This is a genomic window from Pseudomonas sp. D8002, from assembly GCF_013385695.1.
In the GTDB taxonomy this organism is placed as follows: Bacteria; Pseudomonadota; Gammaproteobacteria; order Pseudomonadales; family Pseudomonadaceae; genus Aquipseudomonas.
Genome location: NZ_JACAPM010000057.1, coordinates 95,411 through 110,559, shown reverse-complemented (window position 1 = coordinate 110,559; position 15,149 = coordinate 95,411). Strand labels below are relative to the sequence as shown.

13 protein-coding genes and 1 tRNA gene are annotated in these 15,149 nt (G+C 62.3%); 5 read left to right on the top strand and 9 right to left on the bottom strand.

What is annotated here, in order from left to right; translation table 11 throughout:
* Nucleotides 1–178: 178 nt before the first annotated feature.
* Genes HX807_RS29595 through HX807_RS29580 form a run of 4 tightly spaced genes read right to left on the bottom strand, consistent with a single transcriptional unit; the run spans nt 179 to nt 5,016 of the window.
* A complete protein-coding gene (locus HX807_RS29595) occupies nt 179–1,123 on the bottom strand; it encodes an aldo/keto reductase (RefSeq protein WP_177051937.1) in 945 nt (314 codons plus the stop codon).
* A gap of 12 nt (nt 1,124–1,135) precedes the next feature.
* Nucleotides 1,136–2,515, bottom strand: coding sequence for an efflux transporter outer membrane subunit (locus tag HX807_RS29590; RefSeq protein ID WP_177051935.1), 1,380 nt, complete (start codon nt 2,513–2,515; stop codon nt 1,136–1,138).
* Nucleotides 2,516–2,533: 18 nt separating this feature from the next.
* The gene (locus HX807_RS29585; RefSeq protein ID WP_102605267.1) at nt 2,534–3,988 is read right to left on the bottom strand and encodes an MFS transporter; all 1,455 of its coding nucleotides are present in this window, start codon (nt 3,986–3,988) and stop codon (nt 2,534–2,536) included.
* Nucleotides 3,985–5,016, bottom strand: a complete 1,032-nt coding sequence (locus HX807_RS29580) for an HlyD family secretion protein (protein WP_087692937.1) — start codon at nt 5,014–5,016, stop codon at nt 3,985–3,987. The genes HX807_RS29585 and HX807_RS29580 overlap by 4 nt, the downstream gene beginning before the upstream one ends.
* 104 nt (nt 5,017–5,120) lie before the next feature.
* Here HX807_RS29580 and HX807_RS29575 point away from each other — a divergent pair, with 104 nt between their 5' ends.
* Together HX807_RS29575 and mug are read left to right on the top strand one after the other, a co-directional pair.
* Nucleotides 5,121–5,744 carry a TetR/AcrR family transcriptional regulator gene (locus HX807_RS29575; protein ID WP_003216516.1) on the top strand — a complete coding sequence of 208 codons (624 nt, stop codon included), beginning with the start codon at nt 5,121–5,123 and terminating at the stop codon, nt 5,742–5,744.
* On the top strand, nt 5,741–6,256 hold the full coding sequence (gene mug, locus HX807_RS29570) for a G/U mismatch-specific DNA glycosylase (protein WP_102605268.1): 516 nt from the start codon (nt 5,741–5,743) through the stop codon (nt 6,254–6,256). The genes HX807_RS29575 and mug overlap by 4 nt, the downstream gene beginning before the upstream one ends.
* Here the strand turns inward: mug and HX807_RS29565 are convergent.
* Nucleotides 6,243–8,288: a prolyl oligopeptidase family protein gene (locus HX807_RS29565; RefSeq protein ID WP_177051933.1), complete on the bottom strand. Its 2,046-nt coding sequence runs from the start codon at nt 8,286–8,288 to the stop codon at nt 6,243–6,245. The genes mug and HX807_RS29565 overlap by 14 nt on opposite strands.
* Nucleotides 8,289–8,440: 152 nt before the next feature.
* On the opposite strand from HX807_RS29565, the gene HX807_RS29560 reads away from it, so the two are divergent.
* A complete protein-coding gene (locus HX807_RS29560; protein WP_177028900.1) occupies nt 8,441–8,704 on the top strand; it encodes an Ada metal-binding domain-containing protein in 264 nt (87 codons plus the stop codon).
* Between the two features lie 65 nt (nt 8,705–8,769).
* Here HX807_RS29560 and HX807_RS29555 read toward each other — a convergent pair.
* A tRNA-Asn gene (locus tag HX807_RS29555) sits at nt 8,770–8,845 on the bottom strand.
* 176 nt (nt 8,846–9,021) lie between these two features.
* Here HX807_RS29555 and HX807_RS29550 point away from each other — a divergent pair.
* Nucleotides 9,022–10,404, top strand: a complete 1,383-nt coding sequence (locus HX807_RS29550; RefSeq protein WP_177051931.1) for a glycerophosphodiester phosphodiesterase family protein — start codon at nt 9,022–9,024, stop codon at nt 10,402–10,404.
* A gap of 42 nt (nt 10,405–10,446) precedes the next feature.
* Here HX807_RS29550 and HX807_RS29545 read toward each other — a convergent pair whose 3' ends face one another.
* The 3 genes from HX807_RS29545 to HX807_RS29535 are packed head-to-tail and all read right to left on the bottom strand — an operon-like array spanning nt 10,447 to nt 14,023.
* On the bottom strand, nt 10,447–11,679 hold the full coding sequence (locus HX807_RS29545) for a CaiB/BaiF CoA-transferase family protein (protein ID WP_003216714.1): 1,233 nt from the start codon (nt 11,677–11,679) through the stop codon (nt 10,447–10,449).
* A gap of 26 nt (nt 11,680–11,705) precedes the next feature.
* Nucleotides 11,706–13,235, bottom strand: a complete 1,530-nt coding sequence (locus HX807_RS29540; RefSeq protein WP_177051929.1) for a 3-hydroxyacyl-CoA dehydrogenase — start codon at nt 13,233–13,235, stop codon at nt 11,706–11,708.
* A 2-nt stretch (nt 13,236–13,237) separates the two neighbouring features.
* Nucleotides 13,238–14,023: an enoyl-CoA hydratase gene (locus HX807_RS29535; protein ID WP_008433246.1), complete on the bottom strand. Its 786-nt coding sequence runs from the start codon at nt 14,021–14,023 to the stop codon at nt 13,238–13,240.
* Nucleotides 14,024–14,286: 263 nt separating this feature from the next.
* Between HX807_RS29535 and HX807_RS29530 the strand changes: the two genes are divergently transcribed.
* Nucleotides 14,287–15,144, top strand: coding sequence for an IclR family transcriptional regulator (locus tag HX807_RS29530; protein WP_008433245.1), 858 nt, complete (start codon nt 14,287–14,289; stop codon nt 15,142–15,144).
* The last annotated feature ends 5 nt before the right edge of the window (nt 15,145–15,149 follow it).

Genomic DNA, 15,149 nt, shown 5'->3' with positions numbered 1-15,149 from the left:
AAAGCAGCTTTTGCCTTTGCTTTTAACACTCAGGTCGGCTCTCAGGCAGCCGTGCTCTTACTTTTGATCTTGATCTAACTGCCCCCTGCCGCTTTTGCAAAGTGACTCGCTATAAGAGCGAAACCATAAGTAGCCATAACCTAAATAACGGATATGTACCCCCCTCCCCCGGCCAAACTCAAAACTTCTCCCGCGAAATAAACCCCAACACCCCAGTATCCATCACCGGATTAAAACGAACCCGGGTCGTAATGTCCTGCTCAATCTCACGCATCGCCACCTGCGGCAACGTAGAAATATCCGCATCCTCCCGTATCCGCGCCGGCGTCACCGACGAGGTCAAAAACGCCACCCCACGCTGCACCGACCACGCCAACGCAACCTGAGCCGGCGTCTTCCGCACCCGCCGTGCAATCCCGGTAATCACCGGTTCATCCAGCACCCGCGGCCTCATCCCATGCCCCAACGGCGCAAACGCCAACACCACAATCCCATGCTGCCTGCAAAACTCCAACAGCTCCCACTCCGGCAGATAAGGGTGTGACTCAACCTGCACCACCGCAGGTTTTATCCGCGCCACCGCCACCAACTCCCGCAGCGTTTCCAGGCTGATATCCGACACCCCGATGGACTTGCAACGCCCCTCATCCACCAGACGCTCAAGCACCCGCCACGTCTCGATCAACGTCACCCCCGAGTCATACAACACATGCCCAAACGCATCCCGTGGGTGCAGCTCGTCACCCGGCAAAAACGCAAACGGCGTATGGATCATGTAGCAGTCGATCACCTCCACCTGAAGCCGGCGGCAACTGGCTTCGAACGCCGGCACCACACGCTCGGGCCGATGGTTGTTGTTCCACAGCTTGGTGGTGATGAACAGGTCCTCGCGCCGGACTTTACCGGCCGCCACCGCATCGTGAATCGCCGCGCCGACCTGCGCTTCGTTGCCATAACGCTCCGCACAATCGAAATGGCGAAAGCCCGCCTCCAACGCTTGCGTGACCGCCTGGGTGGTGGCCGTCAAATCCCTGAACAGCGTCCCGAACCCCACCGCCGGCATCGCGCCCGAGCCATGCTGCAAAGGAAAACGGGTATCGCGAAGTGCATCGTAATAGCTCATGTGTTTGCTCCACTAGCGTTTGAAATCGTTGACCGAGCGACCACCGAGCGCCACGAACAACCGCACGGTGTCGAGATGTTGGGCGGTGCTCGCCCGGATCTGCCCGAGCAGGGCCTGCTCATAGGCGCGTTGTGCCTCCAGCACTTGCAACAGCCCGCTCTCCCCTGCCCCATAGGCCTGCTGGTTCAGGCGCAAACTGTTGGCGGCGGCCTGTAGCGCGGCGGTCTGTGCCTGGTACTCCTCGGCGTCGTGGTTGATCGCCTGCAAGGTGTCTGCGACCTGGCCGAAGGACTTGATGACGGTCTGCTGATAGTTGGCGAGCGCGGCGTTGTAGCCCTCCACGGCGGCCTGGCGCTCTGCCTTGAGAGTTCCGCCATCGAAGATCGGCCCCGCCAACCCGGCGGCAAAACCCCACAGCGCCGCACCACCATTGCCCGACGCGGCCTGGGCCAGTGACGCGGACAACTCCACACGGGGATAGAGATTGGCGGTGGCCACGCCGACCGCCGCGCTGGCCGCATGCAATTCGGCTTCGGCTTGCAGCACGTCCGGGCGGTCATGGGCCAGTTCGGACGGCAAGCTGACCGGCAGCGTGGTGGCCGAGGCAAATCCAGCCAGTTCGAAATCCGGTGCGCGCCAATCCGCCGGGCCCTTGCCCGCCAGGATCGACAGCGCATGCCGCGCCGCATCGCGCTGCTGGGCGAGTGGTGGCAACAGGGTGCGGTCCTGCGCCAGTCGCGTTTCGGCCAGGGAGACATCGAGCTGCGTCGTCGTGCCGCTGTGTTGCGCCGCGCGCACCAGTTCGAGGTTTTTCGCGTCGGTGGCGAGCAAGGTCTGCACCGCTTCCATCTGCGCGCTGGCCGAGGCCATCAGCAACGCCTGGCTGGCGACGTCGCCCGTCAGCGTCAGGTACGCCGCCTCGAAGCGATGCTGCTGGAAATCGGCCAATGCCTGCTGTTGCTCGACCCGGCGCTGATTGCCGCCGAATACGTCGAGGTCGAAACTGACCTGCGGCCCGACGCCATAGAAGTTCGTCACCACTGGCCGAGCGGCGTTGTGCACGCGCTGGCGGCCCGCTTGCGCGGCGAAATCCACCTGCGGGAAAAGTGCACCCTCGGCCGCAGCCACCGAAGCGGCGGCCTGACGCAACGTCGCGTCCGCTGCCGTCAGCTCAAGGTTGCCGGCAATCGCCCGGCGCATCACGCTGTCGAGCGTTTCGGAATGAAAGGTCGACCACCAGTCGACGCTGACCTTCTGACTGAAGGAAACGTGCTGCTCAGCCTGCACGTCATAGTGCGGCGAAGCGGTAACGGACGGCGCCTTATAGTCCGGGCCAACCGAACACGCGGACAGGGTCATGACGGCCGTGATAACAAGCCCATGGGATTTCATTACGCACACTCCGGAAAACTAGTGGGTCGTGACAGGTTTACGCAGCAGCAGCACCAGCGGGCTCACCACCAGCATTGCCCACAGCAGAATCTTGAATTGGCCGACCACCGCGATGAAGGCGGCCTGGCCGGTGATGGCTTCGTTCAGCGCGGCGAATCCCGCCAGGGGCGTCGATGCGGGGACCGAATGCACAGTCAGGTGGCCGGCCAGCGCCACGTGCATCGCCTGGGTGTTGTTGAAGAAGAACCACTGCACCACCGCCACACCCAGGGTGCTGCCGTAGACGCGGGACAGGTTGAACAGCCCGCTGCCTTCGGGGCGCAACGTCGGGTCGAGGGTGCTGAACGCCACCCGGGAAAGCGCCGGCATCAGCAGGCCCAGGCCCGCGCCCTGGATTGCGCCAGCCACTGCCACCGGCCAGCCGTCCATCAAGGGTGAATAGCCGAGCATCGAGTGGTTGGCGTAGATCACCACGGCGATCCCGGCGACCACAAATGGGCGGCCGTCGAGATGCGCAGGCACCTTGTTCATCAGCCAGAACGCACCCAGCAGCCCCACGCCACGGGGGATGGTGAGGAAGCCTGTGGTGTCGGGCGGGAAGCCCAGCAGTTCATCCAGCATCGGCGAGGTCATCGCCATGGTCGGCAGCAGCACGAAACCGACGGCGAAGAACATGATGGTCGACAGCACGAAGTTGCGGTCGCGCAATAACCCCTTGCTGATGAAGTGTGTGCTCGAGGTGAACCGGTGCATTGCGAACAGGTAGAACCCCAGGGCACTGGTGGCGGCTTCCAGCCAGATCTCGGGCGAGTCGAACCACTCCAGGCGCTGGCCACGGTCGAGGACCATTTGCAGGCCGATCACGCCGAGGGTGAAGCTGGCGAAGCCTGCGAAATCAAACGCAGCAGCGCTGTTGGCTTTCTTCTCCTGCTGCAACATCGCCACGATCAAGAAGGTGTAAGCCAACAGCGGCAGGCTGGCGTAGAACATCCAGCGCCAGCCGAAATGCTCGCTGATCCAGCCGCCAATCGCCGGGCCGCTGACAATCCCCAGCAACCCGATCGCCGTCCATGATGGGCCGAATTTTGGCCGTTGCGTCGGGGCCAATGTCTCCAGGGCGATGGCCATCGACAGCGGCGCCAACACGCCGCTGGCAGCCCCCTGGATGATCCGCGCGCCGACGAATTGCAGTGAGGTGGTGGCCTGTGTCGCAAGCAGCAGGCCGAGGGCGAAGATCAGCATCGCCGCCTGGTAAACCGCCTTCACGCCGAAGCGCGCAGCAAGCCACTGAGCTACCGGCAATGTAATCGCGCTGGCCGCCAGGTACGACGTGAAGATCCACCCCGCCTCGTCATCCGTCATCGACAAACTGCCCTGCACAAACCGCAGGGCCGAGTTCGGCAGCGACACGTTGACCGCCTGCAACCAGGTCACCAGCAACGCCGCAAACCGGAGAGTACGTGCGCCGTTCATGGGCCGGTCCTGATATCAACCGTCACCGTGGCGCTGGTGCCGGAGAACAGCGGCAAGTCCGCGTTGGCCTCGTCCAGTTCCAGGCGCACCGGCACCCGCTGCACCACCTTGACCCAGTTGCCGGTGGCGTTTTCCGGCGGCAGCAGCGCGAAGTCGGCACCGGCGCCCGGGCTCAGGCTGGTGATGTGCGCCTTGAAGGGATGATCCGGGTAGGTGTCGAGCTTGATGGTTGCCTGCTGACCGGCTCGCATATGGGTCATCTGGGTTTCGCGAAAGTTGGCCTCGACCCAGGTGCGACGGGGCGACAGCAAGGCGAAGGCCGGCGCGCCGCTGTTCAGGTAATCGCCGACCTGCACGTCATCCACCTTGGCCACCACGCCGTCGTCGGGGGCATAGACCGTCGCGTACGAGAGGTAGAGTTGCGCCTCGTCGAGCTGCGCCTGGGCCTCCCGAATCGCCGGGTGTCGGTCGATTTCGATGTCGGGATTGCCGTTCAGCGCCACCACCGTATTGGCGATCTGCTGCTCGACGGACGCCACGCGTTGCCGGGCGACTTTCAGGTCGGTATCGGCCCGTTCGAACACGGCCTGGGACACGAACTCGGTGGCCACCAGGGCCTTTTTGCGGGCGAATTCCTTCTGGTCGAAACCCGCCGATTCCTTGGCCGCCTGCAACTCTGCCTGCTGTTGCCGGTAGCTGGCCTTGAGGCCTTCAATCCGCAGGCGCGCCACGCTCAATTGCGCCTGGGCACGCTCGACCGCGACCTGGAACGGCTCGGGGTTGATACGCAGCAGTACCTGCCCCTTGTGTACCGACTGGTTGTCTTCCACGGCGATCTCCACGACCTGCCCGGATACCCGCGCATTGATCGACGCCTTCGCCACTCGGGCATACGCGTTATCGGTGGATACGTACGGCGCATCCTTGAGGTAATACACATACCCGGCCGCTGCAATGAGTACCGGAAAGCCCACCATCAACAGTGAACGCCAGGGGGTGCGGGTCGTGTTTTCCAACGCATTGCTCATGATCGAATCACCTTTGCTGAGCCCGGGATTTCTGAGGCCTTAATTTTGTGCGATGATGTAAGAATATCGACCCACCCACCTCTACTCAAGGATTTTTGTACGCCATGGCACAAAAAAAGATCACAGAGGCAAAAGGCCGTGGCCGCCCACGGGCCTACGACCCCGAAACGGCAATGCAAAAAGCCCTCGGGGTGTTCTGGAGCACCGGCTATTCCGGCGCCTCACTGGACAGCATCGCCACCGCCGCCGGGATGAACAGGCCAAGCCTGTACGCCGCGTTCGGCGACAAACACGCGATCTACCTCAAGGCACTTGAGCAGTATTGGGGTCTCGCTTCTGCCGCCATCGACGAGGCGCTGGACGACCCGAGCCTGACCCTCGCAGAGGCGCTGATGCGCTTATATGAAGGCCAGTTGTCGATCTACTTTTCGGGGGATGGCGAGCCACGGGGCTGCTTTATCATCGGCACCGCAACCACTGAAGCGGTGGAGGATGCGGAGATTCGCGCCGTGCTTTTGCAGCGCCTCGACGCACTCGACGCCCATCTCGAAACCCGCTTGCGCACGGCCATCGAGGCCGGTGAGTTGAAAGGTGGTGCAGACCCGGCAGCCGTCGCCGTCCTCGCCGCGTCTTTGGTGCACAGCCTTTCGATTCGTGCACGGGCGGGCAAGCCCCACGCCGAATTGATCACCCTGGCGCGCAACGCCGTGCAGGTCATCTGCGGATGAGTGAAGGACTGGAAGACATTCTGGCCGAGCACCTGGCCGTGATTTTCTGCGGCATAAACCCGGGGCTGAAGGCCGCTGCCACCGGGCATCACTTCATGGGCAGGAGCAATCGGTTCTGGCGCACGCTGCACCTGGCCGGGTTTACGCCCCATGAAGTGCAGCCGGAGAACGACCGCACGATCCTGCAATACCAATGCGGGCTGACCACGGTGGTGGAGCGGCCTACGGCCCGGGCGGATCAGTTGTCGGCGGATGAATTCAGGGCGGCGGCGGCTAGTTTTGAACGCAAGATCGCACGCTACGCGCCACGGTATGTGGCGTTTCTGGGAAAGGCCGCCTATAGCGCGTTGAGCGGGCAGAAGCAGATTGCCTGGGGGCTTCAACCGCACACCCTGGGGTGTGCGGCGGTGTGGGTTCTGCCCAATCCCAGCGGCAGAAACCTTGGGTTTACGCTCGACCAATTGGTGCAGGCATACCAGCAATTAAGGCTGGCAACACTCAGTCCCGATTAGAACTCAACTTCTCCCACAAAAAGCTGTAGACCAGCGCACTCATATGCGCAGCCTGTGCATTGTCCGCCGCCCCGCCGTGCCCACCTTCGATATTTTCGTAGTACGTCACGTCCTTGCCGGCCTCGATCATCTTCGCCGCCAGTTTGCGGGCGTGGGCTGGATGCACCCGGTCATCGCGGGTCGAGGTCAGGAAAAACACCGGTGGGTAGGCCTTCGCCGGATCGAACAGGTGGTATGGAGAAAACGTCTGGATGTACGCCCACTCTTCAGGTACGTCCGGGTTGCCGTATTCCCCCATCCACGACGCCCCGGCCAACAGGAGGTGATAGCGCTGCATGTCGAGCAAGGGCACCTGGGAGACGATTGCACCGAACAGTTCCGGGTATTGAGTAAGCATATTGCCGACCAACAGACCACCGTTGCTGCCACCCTCCGCGCCCAGATGTCGGGGCGAAGTGATCCCGCGGTCGATCAGGTCACGGGCCACTGCGGCAAAATCTTCGTAGGCACGCGGACGGTTCTGCTTGAGTGCGGCCTGGTGCCAGCGCGGGCCGTATTCACCGCCACCGCGAATGTTGGCAACCACGTACACCCCGCCCTTCGAAAGCCAGGCGCGGCCTGCCTTACCGGAGTAATACGGGGTCAGGGAGTATTCAAAGCCGCCGTAACCATAGAGCAAGGTCGGCGCCGTGCCGTTGCGCGGCAGGTCTTTGCCGAGCACCAGGAAATACGGCACACGAGTGCCGTCCCTGGAGACCGCAAAGTGCTGCTCGATCACGTGCTGGCTGGAATCGAAAAAGGCCGGCAGGGTTTTCAGTACCTCGGGCGGATGACCGATCTCGGCCAGCGACAAGGTGGTCGGCGTCAGGTAGTCAGTGGTCACCAGCCAGACGGCATCACTGTCGTCGCTGTCCACTGCGCTGGCACCCACCGTCCCCATGCTCGGCGCCCCGGTGAACGGGCTGTGCTGCCAGCCGTTCGCGCCGGGAGTGAGGACGCTGAGGCGGTTCTTGACGTGATCCAGTACGTTCAGCACCAGGTGATTCAGCGTCCAGAAAAACCCTGCCAGCGAGGTGCTGTCCGTAGGGGTGAACAGCACCTCGAAATCCCGCTGGCCTGCCATGAAGCGATCAAACCGGATCGCCAGCAACGAGCCGGCCACAAACACTTCATCAAGCGTCCAGTCCTCCCGCAGTTCCAGCAGCAGCCAGTCTTTGTACACCGACTTTTCCGCCGAGTTCGGCGCGTCGATTTTGCTTAGTTGGTTGTCGCTGCCCCGCAGGTACAGCTCGTTGTTGTAGAACGCCAGCGTGCGGCTGACGAAGTCACGCTCGTAGCCGGGCGTGTCGTCGTGCATCGCCGCGATGTACATATCATCCAGCGCGCCTTCATAGACAAGACTGGCGGCACTCAGCGGTGTACCGCGCTGCCACTGCTTGACGATGCGCGGGTAACCGGAACGGGTCATCGACCCTTCACCAAAATCGGTATAGACATAGACGTTGTCACGGTCGATCCAGCCCAGGCCGCCCTTGGACTCGGGCAACTGGAAGCCGTCTTCGACCCAGGTCTTGCTGGCCAGATCAAACTCGCGGGTGACATTCGCATCGGCGCCGCCACGGGACAGCGCCAGCAGGCAGCGCTGGTAGTCCGGGCGCAAGAAATCAGCACCGTGCCACACCCAGTTTTCGCCTTCGGCGGCGTTCAGTGCGTCAAGGTCCAGCAACGTTTCCCAGGCAGGTTGAGGCTTGCGGTACTCCGCAAGCGTGGTGCGACGCCACAGGCCCCGCGGGTGGGCGGCGTCCATCCAGAAGTTGTAGTAATAGGCGCCGACCTTATCGACGTAGGGGATGTTGCTGTCCGAGTCCAGTATCTCCAGCACATCGGACTTGATCTGCTTGAAGCTGTCGGAGCGGGCGAGCCGGTCTTCGGTCCTGAGGTTCTGGGCGCGTACCCAGTCCAGTGAACGCGTGCCGTCGACGTCTTCAAGCCATTGATAGGGATCGTTGGACGTTTCGGGAAGTTTTGACATGTTCGAATCCTGTCGAAAAGCAGAAATGGATAGCGTGCCCGACTTTGAGCCTTTTTGATCGATAAAAAAAGCAAGAAACCGGGTGCGCCAGCCGATCTGATCGGCGATACATGGCGGACGTACCGCAGGCTGGTGCGGCAGGAGGACAGGCGATGGCTGACAAAAACGTGTGGATGCTGATGGGCGCAGATGCAAAACCCTACCCAAGCCTCGAGCCGGGAACGCTGGGCGGCCACCGTCGCGGCAAGCGCTATGGAAAGCTCGACTGTCGTGCGGCGCTGCGAGCCATTGCGCGTGGCGGCTACGTGAAAAATCGCGTGTTTTTTCTCGATGAAGCGACGGCTGTCGCCGCGGGATTTCGTCCTTGTGCGGTGTGCATGCCTGCCGAATATCGCCTGTTTCGAGGGCACGCCTGAATCGAGTGTCCGGGACAAATTCCAGGCAAAAAAAAGCCTGCATCGCTGCAGGCTTTTTTACTATCTGGCTCCACGACCTGGACTCGAACCAGGGACCCAATGATTAACAGTCATTTGCTCTACCAACTGAGCTATCGCGGAATGCGCCGTATGTTACTGATTGAAAAGGAGAAGTCAAGCATTCAGTGAGATTTTTGCTTCACCCCAGGTGCGCCGCGCTGGAAAATCACCACGCCACTTCCTGTCACGACGCTGTCATACGTCAACGCCAACATCCGCAGATACCCCGCCCCTACCCTCTTCTTGAAGGACGACACATGCACACTCGCTCAGGCCCGCCAGCGGTAAAAACCCTGCTTGCCCGTTTTATCGTTATCGGATGCAGCCTGACGGTGAGCGCGTGTGACAGTGTGACCAGGAGCGCGCCTGTCTCGCCTGCTTCGTTCAAAACCCTGGACGGTGCACCGCCGCTGGTTATCGGCCATCGCGGCCTGCCAGGACTGTACCCGGAAGAAACCCGGGCCTCCTACGAGCATGCAGCCGACGCTGGTGCGGATTCGCTGGAGCTGGACCTGCACATGACCAAGGACTGTGTATTGGTGGCCCGGCACAATCCCTGGTTGAGCGACAACACCAACATCAGCGACGTCGCGAAGACCAATCCCGAAGTTGCACGCCGCAAGCGCACGGTGCCGGGTGTGCTGGTTAACGTCAGGTACCCGGCCACTGCAGAAAATGGCCCGGCCCAGTACCTGAGTGATCTGACTGACCCCAACGATCCAAAATCCGTGTTGAAGTCCTTGATCGTGGATGGCGAAGACCATACCAACGACTGGTCAATCAGCGATTTCACCCTGGCCGAACTCAAGCAATGGATCGGCGGCACGACGTACGACGCCCGCGACGAGCGCCCGACCGAACTCAACGGCAAGCTGCCGATCCTGAGTTTCCAGGAAGTGATCGACATCGCGAAAGCCAAAAGCGCCGCCACTGGCCGGGTGATTACCACCTACCCGGAAAGCAAGAACCCGATCTGGAACAATGCCCAGGCCATCGCCAACGGCTGCGGCGCGCCGGGCAGTCATCCGTTCGAAGCGGCGTTTCTCAAGACCCTTGAAGACAACAACCTCAATCGCAAAGATGCGCCGGTGTTCGTGCAGAGCTTCGACCCGAACAGCCTGAAGTACCTGCGCTCCATCGGCCTGCAATCCAGGGCGGTTCAACTGGTGGATGGGAACGGGGTGAACTTCAAGACCGGCGAGACCATTTTCATCACGGACAAACCCAACACCTTCGTCAGCGGCCGCCCCTACAGCTGGACCGTCGCCGGCGACCCACGCGCCTTTGGTGCGATGCTGACCCCGGCCGGGCTGGCCGAGGTCAAGACCTATGCCGACGGCATCGGGCCATGGAAGCCGCAAGCGATGTCGCTGACCGCCGCTTCAGCGCATAACCCCGGCTTGCCCGAGGTCGATACCTTCAAGCCCACCAGCCTGATCAGCGATGCGCACAAGGCCGGCCTGTTCGTGCATATTTTCACCTTCCGCAACGAAGCCAAATACCTGGCAGGTGCCTACAAGGGCAACCCGGCGGCGGAATACATGGCCTTTTTCCGCGCCGGTGTTGACGGTGTGTTTACGGATTTCACGCCGACTGCCGTTGCGGCCCGAACTGCCTACCTTAAAGAAGTCGCGCGCTAAAAAGTCGTGCGCAAAGATGGCGGCCTTATGGGCCGCCATCCTTCAGTCGAGTTGCTCAATCACCCCTCCTGCCTTGAGCTGCCCCAACTGCTCTGCCGACAACCCGAGGCGCTCGCCCAGTACCTCATCGGTATGCTGCCCCAACATCGGCGCCGGCCTTACATACTCTACCGGCGTGCCCGACATCTTGATCGGGCTGCCGACCATCTCGAACTGCGGATTCCTGGGATGCGGGATCTTCACCATCAACCCACGGGCAATCACCTGCGGCTCTTCCAGGGATTGCGCGATGTTGTTGATCGCCCCCACCGGTACTTTCGAGGCGTGAATACTCGCCACCCACTCGTCCGCCGTGCGCCCCAGGAAGTGCGCCGACAACAGTTCGACAATCTCCGCCCGATGCGCAACCCGATCGGCATTGCGCCGAAAGCGCGGGTCTTCCGGCAGGTGCGGCAAACCGATGCTGTGGCACAGCGCTACAAACTGGCTGTCGTTGCCGCAGGCAATAATGAAGTCGCGGTCGGCGGCGCGGAACACCTGGTACGGCACGATGTTGGCGTGGGCGTTGCCGAAACGCTGCGGCACCTTGCCCGAGGCCAGGTAGTTCATGCTCTGGTTGGCCAGGGTTGCCACTTGTACGTCCAGCAGCGCCATGTCGATGTGTTGGCCAACGCCGGTGCGTTCGCGGCTGAGCAGTGCGGCCTGGATCGCGACGGTGGAATACAGGCCGGTCATCAGGTCGGAGAACGCCACGCCGACTTTTTGCGGGCCGCCGCCGGGCAGGTCGTCGCGTTCGCCGGTGATGCTCATCAGGCCGCCGATGCCCTGGATGATGAAGTCGTAGCCGGGTTCTTCGGCGCGCGGGCCGGTCTGGCCGAAGCCGGTGATGGAGCAGTACACCAACCGTGGATTGATCTCGGCCAGGGTCGCGTAATCCAGGCCATAACGCGCCAGGGAACCGGCCTTGTAGTTTTCGATCAGTACGTCGGAGCTGGCCGCCAGGGCCCGCACCAGTTCCTGGCCTTCGCTGGTGGCCAGGTCAATGGCCACGGATAGTTTGCCGCGGTTGGTGGACTGGTAATAAGACGCCTGCCCGGATGACTCGCCGGTGTCGGTCTTCATCCACGGCGGGCCCCAGCCGCGGGTATCGTCGCCACTCTGTGGCCGTTCGATCTTGATCACTTCCGCGCCGAGGTCGGCCAACACCTGGCCACACCAGGGCCCGGCCAATACCCGGCTTAAGTCCAGCACCCGCAAACCTGTCAATGCACCCATTATTCTTGTCCTGTGATGAATCGAAATCAGCCGACTGCCGGCTCTTCATGACGCAGGGAAATCCCCAGCGCCGCACGCCGCCGCAGCCAGGGGCTGGGGCGATAACGTGGGTCGTGGGTGAGTTCGCTCATGCGTTGCAAAATCGTGAGGATGCGCCGTGGCCCGAGGGCATCGCCCCAGGCGAGCGGGCCTTGTGGATAACCCAGGCCGAGTTGTACGGCCTGGTCAATGTCGTCGACGCTGGCGATGCGTTGCTGGGCAATGTCGCAGGCCAGGTTGACCACCATCGCCAGGGTGCGCTGGGCAACGAAGCCGACGCTGTCGCTGATCACTGTCACACCTACACCGTCATTGGCGAGCAACGCGTGGGCGGCATCGCGGGTGGCGGTGGACGTCAGCGGGTTTTGCATCAGGGTGCGGTGGCGCGACAGGTCGGTCAGCAGGTCGATGCACAGGGTGCGTGCCGGGTCAGTGTGGAAGCGCTCGCTGGCCGAGGTGGCGTCGAGACCGTAGGGCGCCAGCAGGCACAACGCTTCAGGCGAAGGCTGCGCCGCGCTTTCAAGGTGCGCGCCCAACTCGATCACCAGGGCGCTGAGGCGCTCGTAGTCTTCGGCGTTTTCGGTGGCGATCCATACCGGCGGGAATTGCTTGATGGAAGGCACCGGCTGCGGCTGCGGGCCGTCGACCACCTGGCCATTTTCATAGCGGTAGAAGCCCTGCCCGCTCTTGCGCCCGAAGCGTCCGCCCACCAGCATCTGGCGGGTCAGGGGCGATGGTTTGTAGCGCGGGTCCTGATAGAACTGGTTGTAGATCGACTCCATCACCGGGTGGGAAACGTCGAGCCCGGTGAGGTCCAGCAGTTCCAGCGGCCCCATGCGAAAGCCTGCGCCTTCACGCAGGATACGGTCGATGTCGCCGCGCTCGGCAATGCCTTCATCGAGCATCTTCAAGGCTTCGGTGCCGTACGCACGGCCGGCGTGGTTGACGATGAAACCCGGGGTGTCCTTGGCGCGCACGCCGCGATGGCCGGTACGGGCAACGAAGGCCAGCAGGTCATCGCCGACCTTCGGTGCGGTGGCCAGGCCGTCGATCACTTCGACGACGCGCATCAACGGTACCGGGTTGAAAAAGTGCAGCCCGGCGACCCGTCCAGGGTGTCGGCAGCCGGTGGCGATGGCCGTGACCGACAGCGACGAGGTGTTGGTGGCGAGGATGCACGCCGCGCTGACCACACCTTCCAGCTGCTGCAACAGGCCGCGCTTGGCGTCGAGGTTTTCGACAATGGCTTCCACCACCAGGTCGCAGTCGTGCAGCGCCTCAATGGTGGCGGCGACTTGCAGGTTCGCAAGCGCAGCGTCCACCGCTGCCTGGGTGATCTTGCCCTTGGCGGCCAGCTTCGAGAGCGTGGCGCCGAGGTTATCCCGAGCGGTTTGCGCCGCACCATCGCGGGCATCGAACAAGCGCACCAACACGCCCGCCTGAGCGGCAATCTGTGCAATCCCGGCGCCCATCACGCCGGTGCCTACCAGGCCCATGATCTTGATTGAATCAGCCATTGTCATTCCCCCAGGTAGTTCGCGGTGCGTTTTTCGAAGAACGCCGCGGCGCCCTCCTTCTGGTCTGCCGAATCGAACAGCAGTTGAAAGGCCTTGCGCTCCAACACCAGCGCGCTTTCCAGCGGCAGGTCGGCGCCAGCCAGCATCACTTCCTTGATCTGCTCCACCGCCAGTGGCGGCAAGGCGGCGATCTGCGCGGCCAGTTCCAGGGCGCGGGGGATGGTCTGGTCATCGTCCACCACTTCGCTGAGCATGCCCATGGCCAGGGCTTCCGGGGCCTTGACCATGCAGCCGGTCAACGCGATGCGCATGGCCTGGAACTTACCCACGGCGCGTACCAGGCGCTGGGTGCCACCGGCGCCCGGCATCAGGCCCAGCTTGACCTCGGGCTGGGCGAAGCGCGCCGATTCCCCGGCGACGATCAGGTCGCAATGCATGGCCAGCTCACAACCGCCGCCCAGGGCAAACCCGTTCACCGCGGCGATCACCGGCTTGGGGCAGCGGCTGATGGCTTCCCACAGGTATTCAGTGTGGCGGCGATACATCTCGATCGGGCTGGCGCTGGCGAATTCCTTGATGTCGGCACCGGCCACGAAGAACTGGTCGCCGCCGGTGAGCACGATGGCGCGCACATCACGGCGTTTGGCCAGGGCACGAAAGTGCTCGGCCAGCTCTTCGCGAACCTGGGCGTTCAAGGCGTTTTTCACTTCGGGACGGTGGATGCGTACCACGGCGACGCCATTGTCCTGGACGTCGAGGTGCACTACGGGTTGGTCGAGGCTGGCCACAAATTCTCCTGCTGCAATGTTCTTGTTAGTTCGGATATCGCCAGTTTCGCTATGCGAAACAACATTCCGTATTTAGCGATAATCATAAGGACCGAGTTGCCGTGATGTAAACGTAAAAACCTGAACCTCCGATAAATCGGGCTATAACTCGTTGTTTAGACGAGTTTTATTAAACAAAAAGACAACGCCACGCAAAGTTGATTAGTTTCGCTGTGCGGAATACAATTTTGTTTTGTTGATTTTCTAAAAAAAGGGGGACTAACATGCGCCGTCGAAACCTGGACCCGAACACACCCGAAACACCTGCCGGCAACCACGCCTTCGAGCACTTGCTGATCGATCCGATGAATGCCGACGAGGAAGAAGACAAGGACCGCCAGTTCGTCACCGCCCTGGCCCGTGGCCTGGAATTGCTGCGCTGCTTCACCCCCAGCGAAAGCGTGCTGGGTAACCAGGAGCTGGCGCGCAAGACCGGGCTGCCAAAGCCGACGATTACGCGGATGACCCATACGCTGACCCGCTTGGGCTATCTCAAGCACCTGCCGCAGTCAGGCCGGTATCAGCTGGATGTGGGCGTGATGGCATTCGGTTACGCAATGCTGTCGAACCTGTCGGTGCGGGCCGTGGCCCATCCGCTGATGGAGACGATGGCCAAGTACGCCCAGGCCGCGGTGGCGATGGCCACGCGGGACCGCCTGGACATGGTTTACCTGGACGTGGTCCAGGGTGAAGCCAACATGACCATGCGCCGCCAGGTCGGCACACGGTTGCCGTTGCACTTGAGTTCCGCAGGCCGCGCCTGCCTGGCAGCGATGCCGGAAAACGAGCGGGAATTTATCCTCGACCATATCCGCCAGCGTCATCTGGAGGACTGGCCGGGCATCAGGAAGGGCCTGGAACGTGCCTTCCGGGATTACACCGATTTCGGCTACTGCATGTCGATCGGTGAGTGGCACCGCGATGTAAACGCCATCGCCGTACCGCTGCTGCATGCACAACATGGGCTGCTGACGTTCAACTGTGGCGGGCCGAGTTTTCACCTTTCCCGGGAGAAACTCGAGGACGACATCGGGCCCCGTCTCAAGCACATGGTGAACAACATCGAGGCCGCCGCCCGCTAGACAGA

Bases quoted from the DNA above. Each gene is read 5' to 3' on its own strand.
- HX807_RS29595 (WP_177051937.1), bottom strand. From the start codon at position 1,123: ATGAGCTATTACGATGCACTTCGCGATACCCGTTTTCCTTTGCAGCAT.
- HX807_RS29590 (WP_177051935.1), bottom strand. From the start codon at position 2,515: ATGAAATCCCATGGGCTTGTTATCACGGCCGTCATGACCCTGTCCGCG.
- HX807_RS29585 (WP_102605267.1), bottom strand. From the start codon at position 3,988: ATGAACGGCGCACGTACTCTCCGGTTTGCGGCGTTGCTGGTGACCTGG.
- HX807_RS29580 (WP_087692937.1), bottom strand. From the start codon at position 5,016: ATGAGCAATGCGTTGGAAAACACGACCCGCACCCCCTGGCGTTCACTG.
- HX807_RS29575 (WP_003216516.1), top strand. From the start codon at position 5,121: ATGGCACAAAAAAAGATCACAGAGGCAAAAGGCCGTGGCCGCCCACGG.
- mug (WP_102605268.1), top strand. From the start codon at position 5,741: ATGAGTGAAGGACTGGAAGACATTCTGGCCGAGCACCTGGCCGTGATT.
- HX807_RS29565 (WP_177051933.1), bottom strand. From the start codon at position 8,288: ATGTCAAAACTTCCCGAAACGTCCAACGATCCCTATCAATGGCTTGAA.
- HX807_RS29560 (WP_177028900.1), top strand. From the start codon at position 8,441: ATGGCTGACAAAAACGTGTGGATGCTGATGGGCGCAGATGCAAAACCC.
- HX807_RS29550 (WP_177051931.1), top strand. From the start codon at position 9,022: ATGCACACTCGCTCAGGCCCGCCAGCGGTAAAAACCCTGCTTGCCCGT.
- HX807_RS29545 (WP_003216714.1), bottom strand. From the start codon at position 11,679: ATGGGTGCATTGACAGGTTTGCGGGTGCTGGACTTAAGCCGGGTATTG.
- HX807_RS29540 (WP_177051929.1), bottom strand. From the start codon at position 13,235: ATGGCTGATTCAATCAAGATCATGGGCCTGGTAGGCACCGGCGTGATG.
- HX807_RS29530 (WP_008433245.1), top strand. From the start codon at position 14,287: ATGCGCCGTCGAAACCTGGACCCGAACACACCCGAAACACCTGCCGGC.